At 66.3% G+C, this 23,621-nt stretch carries 22 protein-coding genes; 10 read left to right on the top strand and 12 right to left on the bottom strand.

Features of this window, described 5'->3' with window-relative positions; translation table 11 throughout:
- Nucleotides 1-4: 4 nt before the first annotated feature.
- Genes tsaB through AWB81_RS28335 form a run of 4 tightly spaced genes read left to right on the top strand, consistent with a single transcriptional unit; the run spans nt 5 to nt 3,315 of the window.
- The gene (tsaB, locus tag AWB81_RS28350) at nt 5-820 is read left to right on the top strand and encodes a tRNA (adenosine(37)-N6)-threonylcarbamoyltransferase complex dimerization subunit type 1 TsaB (RefSeq protein ID WP_062639848.1); all 816 of its coding nucleotides are present in this window, start codon (nt 5-7) and stop codon (nt 818-820) included.
- Nucleotides 817-1,311 carry a ribosomal protein S18-alanine N-acetyltransferase gene (gene rimI / locus AWB81_RS28345; protein WP_062639836.1) on the top strand — a complete coding sequence of 165 codons (495 nt, stop codon included), beginning with the start codon at nt 817-819 and terminating at the stop codon, nt 1,309-1,311. The genes tsaB and rimI overlap by 4 nt, the downstream gene beginning before the upstream one ends.
- Nucleotides 1,298-2,332, top strand: a complete 1,035-nt coding sequence (locus tag AWB81_RS28340; protein WP_062639835.1) for a uracil-DNA glycosylase — start codon at nt 1,298-1,300, stop codon at nt 2,330-2,332. The genes rimI and AWB81_RS28340 overlap by 14 nt, the downstream gene beginning before the upstream one ends.
- Nucleotides 2,332-3,315, top strand: coding sequence for a DUF1853 family protein (locus AWB81_RS28335; RefSeq protein ID WP_062639834.1), 984 nt, complete (start codon nt 2,332-2,334; stop codon nt 3,313-3,315). Before AWB81_RS28340 ends, AWB81_RS28335 begins: the two co-directional genes overlap by 1 nt.
- Here AWB81_RS28335 and thiD read toward each other — a convergent pair.
- The 4 genes from thiD to lplT are packed head-to-tail and all read right to left on the bottom strand — an operon-like array spanning nt 3,302 to nt 6,944.
- Entirely contained in the window at nt 3,302-4,114 is an 813-nt protein-coding gene (gene thiD, locus AWB81_RS28330) for a bifunctional hydroxymethylpyrimidine kinase/phosphomethylpyrimidine kinase (protein ID WP_062639833.1), read from the bottom strand. The genes AWB81_RS28335 and thiD overlap by 14 nt on opposite strands.
- Nucleotides 4,115-4,130: 16 nt before the next feature.
- Nucleotides 4,131-4,778: a thiamine phosphate synthase gene (gene thiE, locus AWB81_RS28325; protein ID WP_062639847.1), complete on the bottom strand. Its 648-nt coding sequence runs from the start codon at nt 4,776-4,778 to the stop codon at nt 4,131-4,133.
- Between the two features lies 1 nt (nt 4,779).
- A complete protein-coding gene (gene thiM, locus AWB81_RS28320) occupies nt 4,780-5,592 on the bottom strand; it encodes a hydroxyethylthiazole kinase (protein ID WP_062639846.1) in 813 nt (270 codons plus the stop codon).
- Between the two features lie 44 nt (nt 5,593-5,636).
- Nucleotides 5,637-6,944 (bottom strand): lysophospholipid transporter LplT, encoded by a 1,308-nt coding sequence (gene lplT / locus AWB81_RS28315; RefSeq protein ID WP_062639832.1) that lies wholly within the window; start codon nt 6,942-6,944, stop codon nt 5,637-5,639.
- A gap of 254 nt (nt 6,945-7,198) precedes the next feature.
- Between lplT and alr the strand changes: the two genes are divergently transcribed.
- From alr to AWB81_RS28300, 3 genes are all read left to right on the top strand, one after another.
- Nucleotides 7,199-8,269, top strand: coding sequence for an alanine racemase (gene alr, locus AWB81_RS28310; protein WP_062639831.1), 1,071 nt, complete (start codon nt 7,199-7,201; stop codon nt 8,267-8,269).
- 51 nt (nt 8,270-8,320) lie between these two features.
- Entirely contained in the window at nt 8,321-9,712 is a 1,392-nt protein-coding gene (gene radA, locus AWB81_RS28305) for a DNA repair protein RadA (RefSeq protein WP_062639830.1), read from the top strand.
- Nucleotides 9,713-9,841: 129 nt separating this feature from the next.
- Nucleotides 9,842-10,105: a DUF2866 domain-containing protein gene (locus AWB81_RS28300; protein WP_062639829.1), complete on the top strand. Its 264-nt coding sequence runs from the start codon at nt 9,842-9,844 to the stop codon at nt 10,103-10,105.
- Here AWB81_RS28300 and AWB81_RS28295 read toward each other — a convergent pair.
- Nucleotides 10,102-11,127 (bottom strand): CaiB/BaiF CoA transferase family protein, encoded by a 1,026-nt coding sequence (locus AWB81_RS28295; RefSeq protein ID WP_062639828.1) that lies wholly within the window; start codon nt 11,125-11,127, stop codon nt 10,102-10,104. The genes AWB81_RS28300 and AWB81_RS28295 overlap by 4 nt on opposite strands.
- 25 nt (nt 11,128-11,152) lie before the next feature.
- Nucleotides 11,153-13,084 (bottom strand): ATP-binding cassette domain-containing protein, encoded by a 1,932-nt coding sequence (locus AWB81_RS28290; RefSeq protein WP_062639827.1) that lies wholly within the window; start codon nt 13,082-13,084, stop codon nt 11,153-11,155.
- A 158-nt stretch (nt 13,085-13,242) separates the two neighbouring features.
- Between AWB81_RS28290 and AWB81_RS28285 the strand changes: the two genes are divergently transcribed.
- The gene (locus tag AWB81_RS28285) at nt 13,243-13,722 is read left to right on the top strand and encodes a glutathione peroxidase (protein WP_062639826.1); all 480 of its coding nucleotides are present in this window, start codon (nt 13,243-13,245) and stop codon (nt 13,720-13,722) included.
- 4 nt (nt 13,723-13,726) lie between these two features.
- Here the strand turns inward: AWB81_RS28285 and cls are convergent, their stop codons facing one another.
- The 6 genes from cls to dapC form a co-directional block, all read right to left on the bottom strand.
- Entirely contained in the window at nt 13,727-15,205 is a 1,479-nt protein-coding gene (gene cls, locus AWB81_RS28280) for a cardiolipin synthase (RefSeq protein ID WP_062639825.1), read from the bottom strand.
- A 171-nt stretch (nt 15,206-15,376) separates the two neighbouring features.
- Complete coding sequence (gene prmB / locus AWB81_RS28275) at nt 15,377-16,261, bottom strand: 50S ribosomal protein L3 N(5)-glutamine methyltransferase (protein WP_062639824.1); 885 nt, start codon at nt 16,259-16,261, stop codon at nt 15,377-15,379.
- An 18-nt stretch (nt 16,262-16,279) separates the two neighbouring features.
- Nucleotides 16,280-17,419, bottom strand: a complete 1,140-nt coding sequence (gene dapE / locus AWB81_RS28270; RefSeq protein ID WP_062639823.1) for a succinyl-diaminopimelate desuccinylase — start codon at nt 17,417-17,419, stop codon at nt 16,280-16,282.
- A gap of 72 nt (nt 17,420-17,491) precedes the next feature.
- On the bottom strand, nt 17,492-17,851 hold the full coding sequence (locus tag AWB81_RS28265; RefSeq protein WP_062639822.1) for an ArsC family reductase: 360 nt from the start codon (nt 17,849-17,851) through the stop codon (nt 17,492-17,494).
- A gap of 2 nt (nt 17,852-17,853) precedes the next feature.
- Complete coding sequence (gene dapD, locus AWB81_RS28260) at nt 17,854-18,681, bottom strand: 2,3,4,5-tetrahydropyridine-2,6-dicarboxylate N-succinyltransferase (protein ID WP_062639821.1); 828 nt, start codon at nt 18,679-18,681, stop codon at nt 17,854-17,856.
- Between the two features lie 29 nt (nt 18,682-18,710).
- Complete coding sequence (gene dapC, locus AWB81_RS28255) at nt 18,711-19,934, bottom strand: succinyldiaminopimelate transaminase (protein ID WP_062639820.1); 1,224 nt, start codon at nt 19,932-19,934, stop codon at nt 18,711-18,713.
- A 401-nt stretch (nt 19,935-20,335) separates the two neighbouring features.
- Here dapC and AWB81_RS28250 point away from each other — a divergent pair, with 401 nt between their 5' ends.
- Complete coding sequence (locus tag AWB81_RS28250; RefSeq protein WP_062639819.1) at nt 20,336-21,286, top strand: DMT family transporter; 951 nt, start codon at nt 20,336-20,338, stop codon at nt 21,284-21,286.
- Between the two features lie 245 nt (nt 21,287-21,531).
- The coding region (smc, locus tag AWB81_RS28245; protein WP_087135243.1) for a chromosome segregation protein SMC at nt 21,532-23,621 on the top strand (2,090 nt) is incomplete at its 3' end.

The raw sequence follows: 23,621 nt of genomic DNA, 5'->3' as shown, positions 1-23,621 counted from the left end.
GCCTATGACACGCACCGTACTGCTCGCCCTCGATACTTCGACCGAATTCTGCTCGGTTGCCTTGCTGCTCGCCGATGCCGCGCCGTCGGCCGGTGCCGTCGCTGCGCACTACGTTGACGCTTCGACGCAGGCCTGGTTTCGCCACGAAGCGACGGGCGCGGTGTCGAGCACGCGGCTTTTGCCTGCCATCCGTGAACTCTTCAACGACGCGCGCCTCGCACTCTCCGATTGCGACGCGATCGCGTTCGGTTCCGGCCCGGGCTCGTTTACAGGATTGCGCACCGCGACGGGCGCGGCACAAGGGCTCGCATTCGGGCTTGGCGTGCCGGTCGTGCCGGTCGGCACGCTGCTCGCGTGCGCGGAGTCCGCGCGTATGAGAGATCCGGCGGTGTCGCGCGTGCTGTCCGTCCTCGATGCCCGCATGGACGAGGTCTACTGGGCCGATTTCGCCTTCGACGCCGACGCTGGCGACTGGCAGACGATCCGCGGCGCGTCGCTGGATGCGCCCGGCGCGCTCGTCCTGCCCGGTGCGCCGTTCACGCTCGCGGGCAACGCCGCCGCCGCATTCGGCGACCGGCTGCCCGCGCTGGCGGCGGCACGGCGCGTCGATCGCGAGGCGCTGCCGCATGCGCTGCCGGTGGCGCTCGCCGGCCTGCGCGCATTGCGCGCCGGACGCACCGTGCCGCCCGATCAGGCTGCCCCGGAATACGTGCGCGACAAGGTCGCGCAGACCACCGCAGAGCGCCTTGAAGCGCGCGCGGCCAAGGATGCGAAGGGCGCGCAGGGAACGCCGGCGACCCACGAGGAGCCGGTGCGGTGAGCGGGGTGCTGCTCGCCGACCGCTATCTGTCGCCGATGACGGAGATCGATCTCGACGAGGTCGCGGCCGTCGAAAAACTCGCCTACGAATTCCCATGGAGCCGCGGCAATTTCCAGGATTCGCTGCGCAACGGCTATTTCGGCGTGTGCATGCGCCATGTCACGGGGACGCTCATCGGTTATTGCGTGCTGATGCCGGTCGTCGACGAGATGCATCTGCTCAATCTCTGCGTCGCGCCCGCCGCGCAGCACTCGGGCGCAGGGCTCGCGCTCCTGCGCGAAGCGGTGCGGATCGCGCGCGCGGAAAAGCTCGACGGCATCCTGCTGGAAGTGCGGCCGTCGAATCCGCGCGCGATCCAGCTCTACGAGCGCTTCGGCTTTACGGCCATCGGGCGCCGCAAGAATTACTATCCCGCGCGGCACCGGTCGCGCGAGGACGCAATCGTCATGCGTCTGACGTTTTCGAAGGAGGGCGCGCATGGCGCTGCATGAATCGATGCTGGAAGAGTTCGGGCTCGGGCCCATCTGGGTGCGGCGACGCGCGCGTGAGGACGGTGATTCATCGAATGCTCGTGTCGCTGTAGAGCCGGCTCCGCCGCGCACGGAAAGTACTGTTGTTGCGCAAGCCGCCGTGCCGCGCGCCGAGAGCGCCGGCGCTGCCGAGGCGAACAACGCCCGCGACACGCAGCGTCCTCCGACGCCGCCCGTCGAAGCCGCACCCGCGCGTGTGCGCGAGCCGCAGCGTCAGGATTTCGCGCCCGAATCGCGTGACGACGCCGAGTCGTTCGAGCCGCGACCTTCGGGCCGCCCGGGCGCATCGCCAGCCACGACCGCCGCGCACGACGCCGACGATCTCCCCTGGCTCGACGACGCCCCCGCGCCGGCCCACGCGCACGCCATCGCCGATACCCCCGCCGACATCCACACGCTCGACTGGGACACGCTCGCCGAGCGCGTCGCGAACTGCGAGCGCTGCCGCCTGTGCGAGCGGCGCACGAACACGGTATTCGGCGTCGGCGACCGCGAAGCCGACTGGATGCTGATCGGCGAGGCGCCCGGCGAAAACGAGGACAAACTCGGCGAACCTTTCGTCGGCCAGGCCGGGCGCCTGCTCGACAGCATGCTGCGCGCAGTGACGCTCTCGCGCGAATCGAACGTGTATATCGCGAACGTGATCAAATGCCGGCCGCCCGGCAACCGCAATCCGGAACTCGACGAAGTCGCGCGCTGCGAGCCGTATCTGCAGCGGCAGGTCGCGCTCGTCAAGCCGAAGGTGATCGTCGCGCTCGGCCGCTTCGCCGCGCAGAGCCTGCTCAAGACCGAAGCGAGCATCGCGTCGCTGCGCGGGCGGGTGCATCGCTACGAGGGCGTGCCGGTGATCGTCACCTATCACCCGGCGTATCTGCTGCGCAGCCTCCCCGACAAGGCGAAGGCGTGGGCCGACCTGTGCCTCGCGAGGGAAACCTATCGCGAGTCGCTCGACGCGCTTGGAGTCGTGCCGGGCGGCCACTGATGGCGGACTCCGCCCGCCCCGCCGATCACGCGGTCCATCGTCTGGTCGACCGATTTGGCGACGTCACTGTCCGCGATCTTGCGTGGCTGCTGTTCGCGCCCGACCTGCTGCGCGCGAGCCACGCGGGCGCGCCGCTTGCCCGTCCCTTCGAAACGCCCGCCGAGCGCGAAGCGACGCTCGCCTGGCTCGACGAACTCGATCGCGATCCGCAGCCGCTGCACGCGCGCTCGCGCAATCCCAAGCTGACGCGGCTTGGCTTCTACGCCGAGAGCCTGCTCGAATTTTTCCTGACGCACGGCCCGGCCGCACGGCTCGTCGCGGCGAACGTGCCGTTGAGGAAGCACCGGCGCACGATCGGCGAATGCGACTTTCTTCTGCAGACCGCGTCTGGCGCGCGCCTGCACTGGGAGCTGGCGGTGAAGTTCTATCTGCACATCGGCGACGGATCGGCCGATGCAGCGCGCTTGTCGGACTATGTCGGCCCGAACCTGCAGGACCGTTTCGACCTGAAGCATGCGCGGCTTCTCACGCACCAGCTCGCGCTGAGTTCGCGGGAGGAGTTCGCGTCGCTCGGGTTCGGGAGCGCGTGGACGGCGCAGTTGTACATCAAGGGGCGGCTCTTCTACCACGGCGCGGGCGTGACGCCGGCGCCCGAACTCGGCGACGATCATCTGCGCGGCTGGTGGCTGACGGTTTCGGAGTGGAGCGATGCGCACGGAAAGCCGACGCTCGAAGAAGAAGCCTGGGTCGTGCAGCCGCGCCTCGCGTGGCTGGCTTCTCGCCGGCTCGCCGCGGCCGACGCCGGCGCGCTGCTCGCCGATGCCGCCGCGATCCACGAACGCCTGGAGAGCGCCGTCTCGCCGACGATGATCGCGTCCTACGCGCGCGACGCCGACGACGGATGGAGCGAGCGCTCGCGCGGCTTCATCGTTCCGGACGACTGGCCCGAACGCGCGCGCGAGTACGCGCTCACCACCATCTGAAGAAATGATGCACGGGCCCGACGCCGTGTCCGACGTCGAGCCGCGCGCTTTGTTCGATCGCGCCCGTCAGATAGCGCTTGGCTTCGGCGGTAGCGGCGGCGAGGCTGTCGGTTTGCGGAATCAGCGCGGCAATCGCCGACGAGAGCGTGCAACCGGTCCCGTGCGTGTTTTTCAGCGGCACGCGCGCGCCGCCCAGCCTCACCGCTCCCGTCGATTCGACGAGCCAGTCCGGGCTATCGGCGGAAGCGAGATGGCCGCCTTTCATCAGCACTGCGCGCGCGCCGTGGGCGATGAGCGCTTCGCCCTGGCGGACCATCGCGTCCTCGTCGGCGGCGGCGGAGGTGCCGAGCAGCGCCGCCGCCTCCGGCAGGTTCGGCGTCACGAGCGTGGCGAGCGGCAGCAGTTCGTCGCGCAACGCGTCGACCGCTTCCGGCGCGAGCAGCGCGTGATTGCTCTTCGAGATCATCACGGTATCGAGCACGACGTGCTTTGGCCGATGCCGCCGCAGCGCATCCGCGACCGCGCGCACGATATCGGCGTTCGCGAGCATGCCGATCTTCACGGCGTCGATGCGGATGTCGTCGAACACGGCGTCGAGTTGCGCGGTCACGAACGACGCGTCAGGCGTGTGGATCGCGGTGACGCCGCGGGTGTTCTGCGCAGTGAGCGCGGTGATGACGCTCGCGCCGTAGGCGCCGAGCGCCGAGAACGCCTTCAGGTCGGCCTGGATGCCCGCGCCGCCGCCCGAATCGGAGCCGGCGATCGTGAGGACGTTGGGAATCGGTCTGGTCTGGGACATGGCGTTCGGTGCTCGATTACGGTTGGGCGCGCGAAATCGCTTCGCGCAGCCGGGCGGCGGCGTCGCGCGCATCCGGCGCCTTGCAGATCGCGGATACGACCGCGAGGCCCGCAGGCTTGGCGCGCATGACGTCGGCGGCGTTGTGCAACTGGATGCCGCCGATGGCGACCGTCGGATAGCGCGACTGCGAACACATCGCAGCGAGGCCGTCGATGCCGCACGGCGCGGACGCATCCGTCTTGGTGGGCGTCGCGAAAACGGGACCGGCGCCGAGATAATCGATCGTGTCGCCGAGTGCGTTCGCTTCGTCGACCTCGCGCATCTGCGACACCGACAGCCCGATCAGCGCGTCAGGCCCGAGCAGTTCGCGCGCGACGTGCGCGGGCAGGTCGCGCTGGCCGACGTGCACGCCGTCGGCGCCAGCGGCGAGCGCGATGTCGAGATGATCGTCGATGATGAGCGGCACGCGGGCCGCGCGAGTCAGCGGCAGCAGGTCGCGCGCGAGCGCGAGCCACGCGCGCTTGTGCCACTCGGGCGCGCGCAATTGCACGACGGTCGCGCCGCCTTCGAGCGCCGCGCGCGCGACATCGAGCGACGCCGCATGGCCGCCGCACTGCACCGGATCCAGCACGAGATAAAGGGAAAGATCGAAGGCAGGGCGCATGTCAGGCGGCCGCGATGTCGCGTGCAACGAGCGTAGCGGCGAACGCGCCGGCATCGAGCGACGCCAGACGATCCAGATACGCGACGGCGAAGCTGCCGGGCAACGCCGCGTCGCGCGCGGCGAGTTCGCCCGCGATGGTCGAGTACGCGACGGCCGCGACCGTCGCCATCCAGTGTTCTTCCGGCCCGCTCGCCACGCCGACGAATGCCGCGACCGTCGCGGACAGCGCGCAGCCGACGCCCGTCACGCGCGTCATCAGCGGCGAGCCGTTCGAGAGCGCGACGGTTCTGCGGCCGTCCGTGATGTAGTCGGTGGCGCCCGTCACGGCGACCGTCGCCTGCGTTTTCAGCGCGAGGATCTGCGCGGCGTCGAGCGCGGCGTCGGTGGCGGCGGTGCTGTCGACGCCGCGTCCGCTTGCCGTGCCGCCCGACAGGCTGATGATCTCCGACGCGTTGCCGCGAATCACGGCCGGCTTCGAATCCAGCAGGTCGAGCGCGAACTCCGTGCGAAACGCGAGCGGCCCGACCGCGACCGGATCGAGCACCCAGGGCTTGCCGGCGGCGTTGGCGGCATCGACGGCGACGCGGATCGCCTTCGACTGCGGCACGTCGAGCGTGCCGAGGTTCACCGAGAGCGCGTTCGCGATGGCCGCGAATTCGCCGGCTTCCTCGCGCGCGACGACCATCGCGGGCGCGGCGCCGATCGCGAGCAGCACGTTCGCGGTGAAGTTGGTGACGACGAGGTTCGTCAGGCAGTGAACGAGCGGTGCGTGCTCACGCACGCGCGTCGCGAACGAATGGAGATCGGCGTGCATGGTCGGCTGAAAGTGGAAGAGCGGCGGGGAAGACACCGCGTGAATCAGTGCCGCGCCTCGCCGATCAGCGCGACGGAGTCGAACGCGCGCTGATTCGCCTGATGCCGGCGCATCACGAAATACATCATCAGGCAGACGAAGGAGCCGAACAGCACGATCACGAACTGGATCGGCATGTCGAGCCAGACGAGCACGGCGTAGAGGCACAGCATCACGAGGACCGAGAGGTTCTCGTTGAAGTTCTGCACGGCGATCGAGTGGCCGGCGGAGAGCAGCACGTGTCCGCGATGCTGGAGGAGCGCGTTCATCGGCACAACAAAAAAGCCCGACAGCCCGCCGACGATCATCAGGAACAGGTACGCGATCAGCAGGTAGCCCGGCATCCGCATTTCGCCGATCTGCAGGCCCCAGCCCGCCGGGAAGAGATCGCGGGTGTAGAAGGCCATCAGCATGACGGCGATGCCCATGATGATGCCGACCGGCAGCACCGAGAGCGAGCGCTTGAGCGGCACGCGCGCCGCCGCGAGCACCGCGCCGACCGCGACGCCGACCGCGATCACCGCCTGCAGGATCGCCGCCTGCGACAGCGACATCCCGAGCGAGACTTCCGCCCATTTCAGCACGATGAACTGCAGCGTGGCGCCGGCGCCCCAGAAAAGCGTCGTGACCGCGAGCGAAATCTGGCCGAGCTTGTCGCGCCAGAGCGTGAGAAAGCAGTCGGCGAAATCGGTGATGAGCTTGACGGGCCGCGTTTCCTGCTTCGGATAGCGCGCGCCGGTGTCGGGAATGCGCAGGTTGAACATCGCCGCAATGATGTACATCACGACGATGATGATCATCGCGGCCTCGGCGGGCGTGTGGATGCGCGGAATGTTCAGGCTGAGGAGGTGTCCCGCGATATGCGGACTGATGAGCGCGCCGCCCATCACGGTGCCGAGGATGATCGAGCCGACTGTCGTGCCTTCGATCCACCCGTTTGCCGCGACGAGCCGGTCGGGCGGCAGCAGTTCCGTGAGAATCCCGTACTTCGCGGGCGAATACGCGGCGGCCCCGAATCCGACGATGCCGTAAGCAAAGAGCGGATGCGCGCCGAACAGCATCGTGAGGCAGCCGACCACCTTGATGGTGTTGGTGACGAACATCACCTGGCCTTTGGGCCGGGAATCTGCGAAGGCGCCGACGAACGCGGCAAGTACGACGTAGGACAGGACGAAGAACAGCTTGAGCAGCGGCGTCATCCAGTTCGGGGCGTGAAGATCTTTCAGCAGTGCAATAGCAGCGATCAGAAGGGCATTGTCGGCCAGCGAAGAGAAAAACTGCGCGGCCATGATGGTGTAAAAACCTTTTTTCATCTGATCCGAAGCTTTCCTCACTGCGGGTGATCCGCCCCGGTCGCCGGGGGTGCACTCGGGCTTATTCCGTTCGAAATGGGTTGTGTGCACGGCTTTATAACACGAAAATAGGCGCATTCTGACTAGCAGTAATCTCGATTCGGTGTTGCAAAACACACGACCGTGCTGCTGGTCCTTCATAAGATACTGATTCGCAAGGCGTCTTGAACCGTCGTTGCGCTTTGCGCTCCAACAGCGTTTTAACCCGAACTCTCATGCCGCGCCCCCTTTCCGCCACGATCCACACCGCCGCACTCGCCAACAACCTCGCCGTCGCGCGCAAGTACGCGCCGAAATCCAAGATCTGGGCCGTCGTCAAGGCCAATGCCTATGGCCACGGATTGTCGCGGGCGTTCCCCGGATTGCGCGCAACCGACGGCTTCGGACTACTCGACCTCGAAGAAGCCGTGAAGTTGCGAGAACTTGGCTGGGCGGGCCCGATTCTTCTGCTGGAAGGCTTTTTCCGGCCGACCGACATCGACGTGATCGACCGCTACAGCCTGACGACGGCCGTCCATTGCGATGAGCAGTTGCGCATGCTGGAAATGGCGCGCCTTTCGAAGCCGGTCAACATCCAGTTGAAGATGAATAGCGGCATGAACCGCCTGGGCTACGTGCCGGAGCGTTTCCGCGCCGCGTGGGAGCGGGCGCGCGCGTGCCAGGGCGTCGGCCAGATCACGCTCATGACCCATTTTTCCGACGCCGACAGCGACCGCGGCATCGCCTACCAGCTCGAAGCGTTCGAGCGCGGCGCGGAGGGCATCGCGGGCGCGCGCAGCCTCGCGAATTCGGCCGCGACGCTCTGGCACCCGGCTGCGCACTTCGACTGGGTGCGGCCCGGCATCATGCTGTACGGCGCGTCGCCGTCGGGCGTGACGGCCGACATTGCCGACACCGGCCTGCGCCCCGCCATGACGCTCAATTCCGAACTGATCGCCGTGCAGTCGGTCGATCCGGGCCATACCATCGGCTACGGCTCGACCTACAAGGTGGGCAAGCAGATGAAGATCGGCGTGGTCGCGTGCGGCTATGCGGACGGCTATCCGCGCATCGCGCCGGAAGGCACGCCCGTGATCGTCGACGGGATTCGCACGAAGGTCGTCGGGCGCGTGTCGATGGACATGCTCACCGTCGATCTGACGCCATGCCCGACGGCGGGCGTCGGAACGCGCGTGGAACTGTGGGGAACGCATCTGCCCATCGACGACGTCGCGCAGGCCTGCGGCACGATCGGCTACGAGCTGATGTGCGCGATCGCGCAACGCGTGCCGGTGCGCGCGGAATAATTCAGACGAATAAGACAGTTCAGGCAATAACGAGAAGAATCGGGAACACGCGTGGCGAAAGTAGCGAAGGCGAAGACGCTGTACATCTGTAGCGAATGCGGCGGACAGGCGCCGAAATGGCAGGGGCAATGTCCCGCGTGCGGCGCGTGGAACACGCTGGTGGAGTCGGTGGCGGAAACGCCGTCCGCGCACCGTTTCCAGGCGCTCGCGAAAAGTTCGCCCGTCAGGCGACTCTCCGAGATCGAGGCTTCCGATGTGCCGCGCTTCACGACCGGCATCGGCGAATTCGACCGGGTGCTCGGCGGCGGGCTGGTGGCGGGCGGGGTAGTGCTGATCGGCGGGGATCCGGGCATCGGCAAATCGACGCTGCTGTTGCAGTCGCTCGCCGAAATCGCCCGCGAGCGGCCCGCGCTCTATATCAGCGGCGAGGAATCCGGCGCGCAGATCGCGTTGCGCGCACAGCGGCTCGGGCTGCTTGGCGGGGCCGAATCGGCAGCGCCCGATTTGCAGCTTCTCGCCGAAATCCAGCTCGAGAAAATCCAGGCGACGATCGATGCCGAACGACCCGAAGTCGCCGTCATCGATTCGATCCAGACGGTCTATTCCGAAGCGCTGACGTCCGCGCCCGGCTCGGTCGCGCAGGTGCGCGAGTGCGCGGCGCAGTTGACGCGCATCGCCAAGCAGACGGGCACCACGATCATCATGGTCGGCCACGTGACGAAGGAGGGCAACCTCGCGGGGCCGCGCGTGCTGGAGCATATCGTGGATACAGTGCTGTATTTCGAAGGCGACACGCATTCGTCGTTTCGCCTCGTGCGCGCATTCAAGAACCGCTTCGGCGCGGTAAACGAACTCGGCGTCTTCGCGATGACCGAACGTGGCCTGCGCGGCGTCGCCAATCCCTCGGCGCTTTTTCTCTCGCAGCACGCGCAAAGCGTGCCGGGATCGTGCGTGCTGGTGACGCAGGAAGGCTCGCGGCCGCTGCTCGTCGAAGTGCAGGCGCTGGTGGACACCGCGCACGTGCCCAATCCGCGGCGGCTTGCCGTCGGGCTCGAACAGAACCGCCTCGCGCTGTTGCTCGCGGTGCTGCACCGGCACGCGGGCATCGCGTGCTTCGATCAGGACGTGTTTCTGAATGCCGTCGGCGGCGTGAAGATCACGGAGCCTGCCGCCGATCTGGCCGTGCTGCTCGCGATCCAATCGTCGATGCGAAACAAGCCGCTGCCGAAGGGCCTGATCGTGTTCGGCGAAGTGGGGCTCGCGGGCGAAATCCGGCCGTCGCCGCGCGGACAGGATCGTCTGAAGGAAGCGGCGAAGCTCGGCTTTTCGATTGCGCTGATTCCAAAGGCGAACGCGCCGAAGCAGCCGATCGACGGCCTGGAGGTGATCGCGGTCGACCGTATCGAGGAAGCGATCGACCGCGTGCGCACGCTCGAAGGATGACGACGGACGTTCCGTCCCTTCGTAATCTTGCGTAAAAGAATCGACGGCGCCTGTAACCCAATCGCCGCGTGGTTTTCATATGCTTGCACAGCTACAAACGGCTGCAGTGCACGAGCAAAGGACCACGCCTTGAAACACTCAGATCACTCGATTTCTGCCCCGACGTTCCAGTTGCGCGGCTGCCGCGTTTCGGCGCCGATTCTGCAGCCGTGGGGCGGCGGATGCCGGATCGTCGAATGGATCGACGCCGAAGGGCAGATTTCGCGCCGCGTCGTGGCGGCGGACGTGACGGAAGACGAAGTCGTCGCGACGATCCGCCATCACGTGACTGGCCGCAAACACATGCTCATCGACGATGAGCGCATGCCGCGCCAGACCTTGCCCCGCCGTTAGCCCTTCGCAAAAAGCGGATGGGCGGCCGCTTCGGCGGGCGTCAACACCGGCGCCACGCAGCAGTTGAGCGGTTCGAGGAGCGCTATCCATTCGTCGCGCGTGCGCTCGCGGAAAATCGCCGCGAGCGACTGCGTGAGTTCGGCGGCCTCGGCGCCGCCGATCGCCTGGCCGAGGCTCCAGTGCCGCGCCGCCCATTCGGACCGGCCGAGCGCGTGGCATAGCGTTTCCCAGAACTTGAGTTCCAGCGCGCCGAGTGCGACGAACCGGTCATCGCGTGTGCGATAGACGTTGTAGCAGGGCACGCCGCCGTTGAGCAGCCCGGCGCCCGCGCGCGTCGTGGGGTCCGCCCGGTTGGCGAGCGCGATGTGGGCCATCACGTTGTGGGCGTGCGCGGCGTGCGTCATCGATACGTTCAGGCATTGGCCGTCGCCGCCGCGCGCGACGTGCCACAGTGCCGCGAGAATCTGCGTGACGGCGGCGAGCGCGCCGCCCAGCAAATCCGCGATCTGGAAATTCGGCACGATGGGCGTGCCGTCGTTCGACGCGAGCTGGTCGAGCACGCCCGCATACGCTATGTAGTTCAGGTCGTGACCGGGTGTGTCGACGAACGGGCCGTCGGCGCCGAATCCCGTGATCGCGCAATAGACAAGCTTCGGATTTGCCTCGCGCAGCACGTCGTAACCGACGCCGAGCCGCGCCATCACCGAAGGGCGGAAACTCTCGACGAGCACGTCCGACTCTCGCGCGAGGTCGATCAGTTGAGCGCGGCCCGCCTCGGTCTTGAGATCGAGCGTGAGCGCTCGCTTGCCGCGATTCACCAGCCGATAGAACGCGCTCGGCGTGCCGGCGGCGCGGTCGGCGTCGCTTTGCAGCATCGTGCGGGCGTAGTCGCCTTCGCCGGGCGCTTCGATCTTCAGCACGTCGGCGCCGAGTTCCGCGAGCCGCAATGTGGCGACCGGGCCGGGCAACAGACGCGTGAGGTCGAGCACGCGCAGGCCATCGAGTAACTGTGTTTGCGACAAGTCATGCCCTCCGTGGTTGGACGCTTCAGCCGATCTGCTCCAGTTCGTCGTGCGCTTCGAGCCATTCGTGTTCGAGCGTGTCGAGCCGCGCGTTCACATCGGCCTGGCGGCGGATCGAATCGGTGAGCTTCGTTTTCATGGCCGGCTCGTAGCTTGCCGAATCGGCGACGAACGCATCGAGCGCCGCCTTCTCCTTATGGAGCGCGTCCATTTCCTTCTCGATTTTCGCGATCTTCGATTGAAGCGGCTTCTTCAGATGCGACAGCTTCTGCCGCTCCTGCGCTTCCAGCCGGCGCTGCTCCTTGCGGCTCTGCGAAGAATCCTGCCCGTTTTCGGACGACGCGTTTGCTTCCCTGGCCGCCGCGCGCGCCTCGGCAGCGTGCTGCAGGAGCCAGTCGCGATAGTCGTCGAGATCGCCGTCGAACGGCTGCAGGCGATGCTTCGCGACCAGCATGAAGATGTCGGTCGTCGCTCTCAGCAACGCTCGGTCGTGCGACACCAGAATCAGCGTGCCTTCGAACTGCGCGAGCGCCATCGTCAGCGCGTGGCGGGTTTCGAGGTCGAGGTGGTTGGTCGGCTCGTCGAGCAGCAGCAGGTTCGGCTTTTGCCAGATGATCAGTGCGAGCGCGAGCCGCGCCTTTTCGCCGCCGGAGAAGGGCGCGATCTTCGCGGTCGCCATCTCGCCGGAGAAATTGAAGCCGCCGAGGAAGTCGCGCAGTTCCTGCTCGCGCGTGTCGGGCGCGAGGCGCGCGAGATGCTGGATCGGGGAATCGTCGGGGCGCAGGGTTTCGAGCTGATGCTGCGCGAAGTAGCCGATGCGCAAGCCCTTGCCCTGGCGCACGGTGCCCGAGAGGGCGTCGAGCGTGGCGGCGAGCGTCTTGATGAGCGTCGACTTGCCTTGCCCGTTCGCGCCCAGGAGCCCGATGCGTTGCCCGTTCTGGATCGACAGCGTCACGTCTTCGACGATCGGCACCTCGCCGATTTCCGTGTGGTAGCCGCAGCGCACGTCGTCCATCACGATCATCGGATTGGGCGCGGCATCCGGCGTGCGGAACTCGAACGTGAACGGCGACGACGCGTGCGCCGGCGCGATCAGTTCCATCTTTTCGAGCGCCTTCACGCGGCTTTGGGCCTGTTTTGCTTTCGTCGCCTTGGCCTTGAAGCGGTTGATGAAGCTCTGCAAATGCTCGACCGTCTTCTGCTGCTTCTCATACGCGCTTTGCTGCAACGCGATCTGTTGCGCACGCAGGATCTCGAACTGGCTGTAGTTGCCGCCGTAGCGCTTGATCTGCCGGTTCTCCAGATGCAGCGTGACGTTGCAGACCGAGTCGAGGAATTCGCGGTCGTGCGAAATCACGATCAGCGTGCCCGGATAGCGATGCAGCCAGTCTTCGAGCCAGACGATCGCGTCGAGGTCGAGGTGGTTGGTCGGTTCGTCGAGCAGCAGCAGGTCGGAGCGGCACATCAGCGCCTGCGCGAGATTCAGGCGCATACGCCAGCCGCCCGAAAAGCTCGCGACCGGCTCGCGCGTTTGCGCGAGCGTGAAGCCGAGCCCGAGCAGCAGCGCTTCGGCGCGCGCGGGCGCCGTGTAGCCGTCGGCGTCGGCGAAGGCGGCGTGTTCGTGCGCTTCCGCCGCGCCGTCGTGAGCCGCCGATGCGGCCGCGATGCGTGCTTCGATCGCGCGCAATTGCGCGTCGCCGTCGAGCGTGTAGTCGAGCGCGGTGCGGTCGACCGCTGGCGTCTCCTGCGCGACGTGGGCGATCTGCCACGACGGCGGCATCGAAAAATCGCCGCCATCCGCGTGCAGGTCGCCGCGCAGCACGGAGAAGAGCGTCGACTTGCCCGCGCCGTTCGCGCCGACGAGACCGGCCTTCTCGCCCGGATTGAGGGCGAACGTGGTCGCATCGAAAAGCGGCTTGGTGCCGCGGGCAAGGCTGAATTGGTTGAAGCGAATCACGACGTGACGACCGGGACTTTGGAGGAAAGCGCTATTTTAGACCGATGCGTCGGCGTCACGCGCTCGGCCTCTTGGCCTATGCCATCCGGACAGATGTCGTGCGCGGAGCTTTTCGCTTAGACTGGATTTTTTCAGGCGGGCAGCAAATGGAGAACGCGATGGACACGCTCTACGGATTCAAGGCCGAGACGCTCGACGGCGAGACCGTCGGCCTCGACCAATACAACGGCAAGGTGCTGCTTATCGTCAACGTGGCGAGCGAGTGCGGTTTCACGCCGCAATACAAGGGCTTGCAGGACCTGTACACGCGCTACGCGGCACGCGGACTCGAAATTCTCGGCTTTCCGTGCAACCAGTTCGGCAAGCAGGAACCCGGCGACGCGGCGCAGATCGGCAGCTTCTGCGAAAAGAATTACGGCGTCACGTTCCCGATGTTCGCGAAGATCGAGGTAAACGGCGCGAACGCGCATCCGCTCTACAAGTATCTGACGGAGAAGGAGCCGGGCGTGCTCGGTATCGAGGCGATCAAGTGGAACTTCACGAAGTTCCTGGTCGACCGCAAAGGCAACATCGTCAAGCGTTTCGCGCCGATCACGAAGCCCGAGTCGATCGCCGACGACGTCGAAAAGCTGCTGTAGCCGCTCAGAGGATCGGGGAGAAGAGCCGCGCGACGTGCATCGCCATGCGCCGCCACGCGGGCGAGCGGCGGTAGTCGTCGGGGCCGATTTCGTCGGCGAGCGCGAAGTCGTCGAGCAGCATGCTTTCCACTTCGCCCGCGAAGCGCCGGTCGACGGTCAGCACCATGATCTCGAAGTTCAGGCGAAACGAGCGGTTGTCGAGGTTCGCGCTGCCGATCGCGGCAGCGATATCGTCGACGAGCACGACCTTCTGGTGGAGGAAACCCGGCCGGTAGCGAAAGACGCGTACGCCGGCGAGGATCGCGTCGTAGGCGTAGAGCTTCGATGCCGCGAACACGACGTGATGGTCGCGCCGGCTCGGGATCAGGATGCGCACGTCCACGCCGCGCATGACCGCGAGCCTCAGCGCGGAGAACACGGCCTCGTCGGGGATCAGATATGGCGTCGTGATCCAGATGCGTGTGTGCGCCGCGTTGATCGCTTCGACAAAGAAGAGCGAGCAGGTTTCCTGCTTGTCGGCGGGGCCGCTCGCGAGGACCATGCAATGCATGTCGTCCGGGCAGCGGGTGCTCGGGCCGACTTCCGGAAGGCGCTGGGTCGCCCAGTACCAGTCTTCGATGAAGACGAACTGGATGCTCGAGACCGCCGGGCCGCGCACTTCGACGTGCGTGTCGCGCCACGGCGAAAGCCGCGCATTGCCGCCGAGATACTCGACACCCACGTTGTGGCCGCCAACGAACGCGCGCTCGCCATCGACCACGACGATCTTCCGGTGATTGCGGAAGTTGATCTGAAAGCGGTTGACGAACACGCGCTTGGTCGCGAACGGATGTATTTCGGCGCCCGCCTGCTGCAGCGCGCTCACATAGCGATGCGGCAGGTCGAAGCTGCCGATGCTGTCGTAGAGGAAATAGACGCGCACGCCCGCCTGCGCCTTCGCGATCAGCATGTCTTTGAGCAATTCGCCGAGCGCGTCCGCGCGCACGATGAAGAACTGGACGATCACGTAGTGCTCGGCCTTTTCGATCGCTTCGAGGATTGCGGAGAAGGTCGCGTCGCCGTTGATCAGCACGCGTACGGCGTTGCCGCGCAAAAACGGCATGCCGGAGAGGCGCGTGAGCGTGCGGATGGCCGGATGCCCGAGATATTCGGCCGGGCCGGGCGCCGCCACGCCCCGGGCGCTGGAGATATCGGGCAGCGTACCGGTCTCGGTCGCGTCGCCCGATTCCCACTCGGCAGGGTGCGAGCGGTTGCGCAGGATTTCGTTTTCGAGACGCCGCTCGTCGATATAGCCGGCGAACTTGCTCCGCCCGAGGAAGAGATACGGGATGAGCGTGAGGTACGGCATTGCGACGAGCGATACCGCCCATGCGACCGCGCCCTGCGACGTGCGCGTGTTGATGACGGCGTGAATCGCGGCCACCGCGCCGAGCACGTGGGCCGCCATGACGAAAGTGCCGAGGTGGAGCCAGTCTAGTTGCATGGATGCGCGCGGCCGAGCGTGGCGATCTTGTGGCGATCGGGTGCCGATGAGCCGGAAAACGGCCGGCGCAGACTTGCAATCCGAATCGCCGGCCGGCGATGCGTCATCTTACCGAAGGCGGCGCTTTCGAGGCCGTCTCAATAATGCCGGCCCGCGCGTACGGGCCCCACGTCAGTCCGGCAGGTCGGCCGCCTGGATCAGGAAGACGTTGTCGTCGCCAGCGCTGGTCGAAAGCCACACGAGATCCAGCCCGCCGAGCGACGCCTCGACGTTCTCCCGCTCGTTGCCGATCTCCACGACGAGCACGCCGTCCTCGGTCAGCCACTTGCGCGCTTCGGCGACGATCCGCCGCACGACGTCCATGCCGTCCGCGCCGCCCGCGAGCGCGAGTTCGGGCTCGTGGCGGTATTCGGCCGGGAGGTTTCCCATGGCGGTGGCGTTCACGTACGGCGGGTTCGTGATGATCACCTCGTAGCGAGCGCCCGGCAGCGGCGCGAAGAGATCGCCTTCGTAGAGCGCGATGCGGTCGTCGAGGCCGTATTCGTCCACGTTGCGATGCGCGACTTCAAGCGCGGGCGCCGAAATGTCGACGGCGTCGATGTCCGCGTTCTGGAACGCCTGCGCCGCGAGAATCGCGAGGCACCCGGAGCCGGTGCACAGTTCGAGCACGTGCGAGACCTGGTCCGGATCGGCGACGTACGGCTGCAAGCCGTCCTGCAGCAACTCGCCGATGAACGAACGCGGCACGATCACGCGTTCGTCGACATAGAAGCGGTGTCCGTGCATCCACGCTTCGTGCGTGATGTAAGCGGCCGGCACGCGATCCTTCGCGCGGCGCTCGATCACCTTCATGACGGCATCGATTTCGGTGTCGAGCAGGCGCGCGTCGAGGAACGGATCGAGGGTGTCGAGCGGAAGATGCAGTGTGTGAAGAATCAGATACGCGGCTTCGTCATACGCATTCGACGAGCCATGGCCGAACGACAGTCCGGCCTCGGTGAAGCGGGACACGCCGAAACGCAGCAGGTCGCGCACGGTGGTGAAGGGCAGCGCCATCGCAAGGCTCCTTTGTTCTCAGGCGATCAGTTGTTCGAGCACGCGCCGGTACACGTTCTTCAGCGGCTCGATAAATTGCACTTCGATGTGTTCGTCGATCTTGTGGATACTGCCGTTCGGCGGCCCGAATTCGACCACCTGCTCGCAGATGCGCGCGATGAAGCGGCCGTCCGACGTTCCACCCGTAGTAGACAGCTCCGTGCGCACGCCGGTTTCATCGAAGATCGCCTGTTCGAGCGCGTTCGAGAGCGAGCCGCGCGGCGTCAGAAACGGCAGGCCGCTCACGGTCCAGGTGAGGTCGTAGTCGAGTTCGTGCCTGTCCAGAATCGCGTGGACGCGGGCTTGCAGGCCTTCCACCGTGCTCGCCGTCGAAAAGCGGAAGTTGAACATCAGTTCCGCATGGCCCGGGATCACGTTCGTCGCGCCTGTGCCGCTCTTCAGGTTCGAGACCTGCCACGTGGTCGGCGGGAAGTATTCGTTGCCTTCGTCCCAGTGTTCGGCGACGAGTTCGGCGAGCGCGGGCGCGAGCAGGTGAATCGGATTCTCGGCGAGATGCGGATACGCGATGTGCCCCTGCACGCCGTTCACGACGAGCTTGCCCGACATCGAGCCGCGCCGGCCGTTCTTGACCATGTCGCCGAGCGTCGCCGAGGAAGTCGGTTCGCCCACGATGCAGTAGTCGAGTCGCTCGTTGCGTGCCTTCAGCGCTTCGACCACTTTGACGGTGCCGTCGGTGGCTGGGCCTTCCTCGTCGCTCGTGATGAGGAACGCGAGCGAGCCCCGATGCGCGGGATGCGCCTTGACGAACTCCTCGCTCGATACGACGAACGCCGCGATCGACGTCTTCATGTCCGCCGCGCCGCGGCCGTAGAGCCTGCCGTCGCGATGGGTCGGCGTGAAGGGCGGCGAGTTCCATTGTTCGAGCGGGCCGGTCGGGACGACGTCGGTGTGGCCGGCGAACGCGAGCAGTTTGCCGTCGGCGCCCGCGCTGCCGCGCTTCACTGCCCACAGATTCGTGACGCCGCCCGATTCGATGGTCTCGCATTCGAAGCCGATCGCGCTAAGCCGCTCGACGAGGAGCGCCTGACAGTTCTGGTCGTCGGGCGTGACGGACGCGCGCGCGATCAGGTCTTCGGTGAGGAGGAGAGTGCCGGACATTATTCGAGCCACTTTCAAATAAAAAATGCCGGCGCGGCGGCCGGCAGTCGGATTAATCGGCGCAATCGCGCTTCAGTCGAACAGCGTTTCGTACTGCTCGGCCGAGAAGCCGAGCGTCTTCACGCGTCCGTTCACGACGACGACCGGCCGCTTGATGATCGACGGCTTGTGGATCATCAGTGCGATCGCGCCAGCGGTCGTGCCGGCTTCGGCCTTGTAGGTGTCGGAGAGGCCGCGCCACGTCGTGCCGCGCCGGTTGATGAGTTCGTCCAGCGACACGTCCTTCAGCCAGTCCTGCAACAGCGCGGTCGACACGCCGGCCTTCTTGAAGTCGTGGAATTCGAACGGCACGCCGTGTTCTTCCAGCCACACGCGCGCTTTCTTCACCGTGTCGCAGTTCGGGATGCCGTAGACGACCGTCTTCTTCGCCACGATCAGTCGCCTCGCAGCAGCTCGTTCAGGCCGACCTTCGCGCGCGTCTTGGCATCGACTTTCTTCACGATCACCGCGCAATAGAGGCTGTGCGTGCCGTCCTTCGAAGGCAGGTTGCCCGCGACCACGACCGATCCCGCCGGAATGCGGCCATACGTGACCGAACCCGTTTCGCGGTCATAGATCTTGGTGCTCTGGCCGAGATAGACGCCCATCGAGATGACCGAGTTCTCCTCGACGATCACGCCTTCCACCACTTCCGAGCGCGCGCCGATAAAGCAGTTGTCTTCGATGATGACGGGGTTCGCCTGCAGCGGCTCCAGCACGCCGCCGATGCCGACACCGCCCGACAGGTGCACGTTCTTGCCGATCTGCGCGCACGAGCCGACGGTCGCCCACGTGTCGACCATCGTGCCTTCGTCGACGTAGGCACCGATGTTCGTGTACGACGGCATCAGCACGACGTTCTTCGCGATGAACGAGCCGCGGCGCGCGATGGCCGGCGGCACGACGCGAAATCCGCCCGCCACGAAGTCTTCGGCGGTGTAGTTCGCGAACTTCGACGGAACCTTGTCGAAAAACTGCGAGTAGCCGCCGGCCGGCATCGGCGCGTTGTCTTCCAGGCGGAACGACAGCAGCACGGCCTTCTTCAGCCACTGGTTGACGACCCAGTCGCCGTCCTTTTTCTCGGCAACGCGCAACTGGCCTTTGTCCAACTGTTCGATGGCGTGGGCGACGGCGTCGCGCACTTCTGCGGGCGCGGCTTTCGGCGACAGCTCGGCGCGGTTTTCCCAGGCGTTATCGATGATCTGCTGAAGTTGTTGCGACATGTCGGTGGTATCGGTAATGAAGGATGGATTTAGGCGGCTCGCGCGAGCGTGCGGCAGAACTCGACGATGCGGCGCGCTCCCTCGACGCATTCGTCGACATCGGCGACGAGCGCGATGCGCACGAACCCCTCGCCGGGATTCGTGCCGTGCGCGGTGCGCGCGAGAAAGGAGCCCGGCAGAACCGTCACATTATAGTCGGCGTAGAGACGCGCCGCGAACTCGGTGTCCGAGAGGCCCGTGCGCGCGACGTTCGCCCAGAGATAGAACGCGGCATCGGGCAGGCGCACATCCAGCACCTCGGCGAGCATCGGCGTGACGGTAGTGAATTTTTGCAGATACTTCGCGCGGTTGTCGCGCACGTGCGTTTCATCCTGCCATGCGGCGATGCTCGCGGTCTGGAACACCGTGGAGAGCGATGCGCCGTGGTAGGTGCGGTACAGCAGGAAGTCCTTAAGGATCGACGCGTCGCCCGCGACGAAGCCCGAGCGCATGCCCGGCACGTTCGAGCGTTTCGAGAGGCTCGACAGCATCACGAGGCGCTCGAAGCCGCGGCCGAGCCGGTGCGCCGCCTCGAGACCGCCGAGCGGCGGCGCGGCTTCGTCGAAATAGATCTCGGAGTAGCACTCGTCGGAGGCGATCACGAAGCCGTGCTTGTCCGACAGCGCGAAGAGTTCGCGCCAGTCGTCGAGCGTGAGCACGGCGCCCGTCGGGTTGCCCGGCGAGCAGACGTAGAGCAGTTGCGTGCGTGCCCAGATGTCGGCGGGGACGGCCGAGTAATCGCAGGCGAAGTTGCGCGCCGGGTCGCTGTTCACGAAGTACGGCTCGGCGCCCGCCAGGAGCGCCGCGCCTTCGTAGATTTGGTAGAACGGGTTCGGACAGAGTACGATCGGCGGTTCGGCTGCCTTCGTCGATCTGCTGTCGATCACCGTCTGCGCGAGCGCGAAGAGCGCCTCTCGCGAGCCCGACACCGGCAGCACTTCGGTGGCGGCATCGACGGCGGGAAGGTGGTAGCGCGTCTTGACCCACGCCGCGATGGCCTGCCGCAGCGGCTCGCTGCCCAGAGTCGCCGGATACGACGACAGGCCGCCGAGTGCGTTCACGACGGCATCGCGAACGAGCACGGGCGTCGGATGCTTCGGTTCGCCGATCCCAAAGCTGATCGGCTTGACGCCGGCACGCGGCTCGATGCCCTTGAAGAGCGCGCGCAGCTTTTCGAACGGATACGGCTGGAGTTTCTGCAGAAGAGGGTTCACGGCGAGGTCTTCGGGACGGCGGCAAATGAGGACTTGGCACGGCTCGCTTGGCGACTTCCGGAACGGCCAACAATGGGATGTCGCGGCACGGGACCGGGGAATCGGCGGCAGCGGGCCGCGGCTCGGGAATACCAGGAAAGCGCTCCCGCGGATGACACGGGAAAGCGTTCGATTATACAGCGGTGCATACGGGCCATTCGGCCGCCGGGCCGCGCAGGAAGCGTCTCGCAGACAGTCAGCGATGTCTGGGAATGAATGATGGAGCAGTGAATGCAGTCGATTGAAGCAAGAAGCATCGCGCCGGGGGCGGCGCAGAGGCTCATGGTCCGGGAGACGGTTGTGACAAACGAGTGCGTGCAAGCGGACGTGCCGGGCCGCGCCCTGCACAAGGGTGAGTCGCAATGAGCCCGCGCCTCTCGAACACGCTGCCCACGCTCGCGATCATGCTGGGCGCCTCCGTCTGGGGCCTCGTCTGGTATCCGATGCGCATGCTGGCCGCGCTCGGCCTCACCGGCACCGCCGCCAGCGCGACGACGAGCGCCGCCGCCTGCCTCTTCGTGCTGCTCGTGAGGCGCCGGGCGATCGCCTCCATGTCGTGGCACTGGCTGCTCCTCGCGCTCGCCATCGCGGCCGGCGTGACAAACATCGGCTTCGTGTGGGGCGCGATCCACGGGCAGGTGATGCGCGTGCTGCTGCTCTTCTACCTGACGCCCGCCTGGACCGCGCTCTTCGCGCATTTTATCCTGCACGAGCGGCTCACGCGGTCGGGCGTCGCACTCGCGGCGCTGTCGCTTGCAGGCGCGATGGCGATGCTCTGGTCGCCCGAACTCGGCATGCCGCTGCCCGCGAATCCAGCCGAATGGGCAGGACTCGTGGGCGGCATGGGCTTTGCGATGAGCAACGTGCTGATCGTCAAGGTGAGTCGCGTGCTGCCGGACCTGAAGCCCGAAATGCGCACCGCGACGATCTTCGGCGGCGCGGCGATCGTCGCCGCGTTCGCTACGCTCTTCGAAGCGATGCCGAACCCGCCCGCCGCGTCGCAGATGGGCATGGTCGCGTTCATCGTAATCGGGCTTGGTGTCGTGCTCGCGTCGAACAACATGCTGGTACAGATCGGCCTCGCCAAAGTGCCGGCCAATCGCGCGTCGATCATCATGCTGTTCGAGCTCGTCGTGACGGCGCTTTCCGCGTGGCTTTTCGCGAACGAAGTGCCGGGCCCGCGCGAATGGGCGGGCGGTGCGTGCATCGTCGTGGCATGCGTGCTGTCGAGCTGGGTGCATCGCGAAAATGCGCCCGTCGAGCCAGCCGGCGAAGCCGTCGCCAAAAAGAAATCGAGACGCGCGATGGTATGATTGTGACCGCTCGCCGGGCCGTGCCGACCAGTCAATCGGACGATTCCGCAAAGCGGTTCTAAGTCGTTGATTGCACGTGTTTCGCCCGACGGCAGCGCATCGACCGCACCCTTGGCCGTCCATCAGGCCCGAGAGCAATTCGACCGGCGACGGCCACGCCGCGCATGATGCAACGTGCGCGAGAAGGCCCCGCCGGCCCCGTATCAGAGATACGCCAAGCATTCTTTTCCAACAGCGATATCGCCGTGCGTCTGACCTCGATAAAACTCGCTGGCTTCAAGTCATTCGTCGATCCCACGCATTTCCAGGTACCCGGCCAGCTGGTCGGCGTCGTGGGCCCCAATGGCTGTGGCAAGTCCAACATCATCGATGCCGTGCGCTGGGTGCTCGGCGAATCGCGCGCCTCCGAGCTGCGCGGCGAATCGATGCAGGACGTGATCTTCAATGGCTCGACGGCGCGCAAGCCCGGCAGCCGGGCCAGCGTCGAACTGATCTTCGATAACGCCGACGGCCGCGCCGCCGGCCAGTGGAGTACTTACGGCGAAATCGCCGTGAAGCGCGTGCTCACGCGCGACGGCACTTCCAGCTACTACATCAACAATCTCCCGGCGCGCCGCCGCGACATCCAGGACATCTTCCTCGGCACGGGCCTCGGCCCGCGCGCCTACGCGATCATCGGGCAGGGCATGATCTCGCGGATCATCGAGGCGAAGCCGGAAGAACTGCGCGTGTTCCTCGAAGAAGCGGCGGGGGTGTCGAAGTACAAGGAACGGCGTCGCGAAACCGAGAACCGTCTGCATGACACGCGTGAAAATCTGACGCGCGTCGAAGACATCGTTCGCGAACTGAGCGCGAATCTCGAGAAGCTCGAAGGGCAAGCGGTCGTCGCGACCCGGTACAAGCAGTTGCAGGCCGAAGGCGAAGAGAAGCAGCGCTTGCTGTGGCTCCTGCGCAAGAACGAGGCGGGCAACGAAGCGGAGCGCCAGCAGCGCGCGATCCGCGACGCACAGATCGAACTTGAAGCGCAGACCGCGCGTCTGCGTGAAGTGGAAGCGCAACTGGAAACGCTGCGCGTCGCGCACTACAGCGCGAGCGACGCGATGCAGGGCGCGCAGGGCGCGCTCTACGAAGCGAATTCCGAAGTGAGCCGGCTCGAGGCGGAGATCCGCTTCATCGTCGAGTCGCGCAATCGCGTGCAGGCGCAGATCGCCGCGCTGAGCGCGCAACGCGAGCAATGGCAGATGCAGGCCGAGCGCGCGCGCGGCGAAATCGAGGACGCACAGGAAGCGCTGACAATTGGCGAGGAGAAGGCCGCCATCGCGCAGGAGACGGCGGCCGCGAAGCACGACGAACTGCCGGCGCTCGAAGCGCGCTGGCGCGACGCACAGACGCAACTGAACGAGGAGCGTGGCGGCATCGCGCAGACCGAGCAGGCGTTGAAGCTCGAAGCGGCGCATCAGCGCAACGCTGACCAGCAACTCCAGCAGTTGCAGCAGCGTCACGAGCGGTTGAAGTCCGAAGCGGGCGGGCTCGACGCGCCCGACGAAGCGCAGCTCGAAGAACTGCGCATGCAGCTTGCCGAACACGAGGAAATTCTCACCGAAGCGCAGGCGCGTCTCGCGGACGCGCAGTCGACACTGCCGCGCCTCGATGGCGAGCGTCGCACGGCGCAGGAGCGCGTGCAGGCCGAAAGCGCGCAGATCCATCAGCTCGAAGCGCGGCTTGCCGCGTTGAAGCAGCTTCAGGAGAACGTGCAGACCGAGGGCAAGATCCAGCCGTGGCTCGACAAGCACGAACTGGGCGGCCTGCCGCGCCTCTGGAAGAAGCTGCATATCGAAGCGGGCTGGGAGACGGCGCTCGAAGCCGCGCTGCGCGAGCGGATGACGGCGCTCGAAGTCTCGAATCTCGACTGGGTGAAGGCGTTCGCCACCGACGCGCCGCCCGCCAAGCTCGCGTTTTACGCGCCGCCGCCGGCTGGCCGGCCGCTGGAAACGCCGCAAGGCCTGCGGCCGCTGCTGTCGCTCGTGCGCATCGACGATCCGGGCATCCGCGCGGTACTCAACGACTGGCTCGGCACTACTTTCATCGCCGACGACCTCGCAGAGGCCCTCGCGGCGCGTACGCAACTGCCGGAAGGCGGCGCGTTCGTCGTGAAGGCAGGACACATGGTTTCGCGCGTCGGCGTCGCTTTGTACGCGGCCGATTCGGAACAGGCCGGCATGCTCGCACGCCAGCAGGAAATCGAAAACCTCACGCGTCAGGTGCGCGCACAAGCGCTTCTCGCCGACGAAGCGAAGGCCGCCGCCGTGCGCGCCGAGGCCGCGCATACGCAGGC

Origin of the sequence: Caballeronia arationis (genome assembly GCF_001544975.2) — a bacterium.
Classification (GTDB): domain Bacteria; phylum Pseudomonadota; class Gammaproteobacteria; order Burkholderiales; family Burkholderiaceae; genus Caballeronia; species Caballeronia arationis.
The sequence above is the reverse complement of the archived record's forward strand: the minus strand, read 5'-3'. Positions and strand labels throughout refer to the sequence as shown.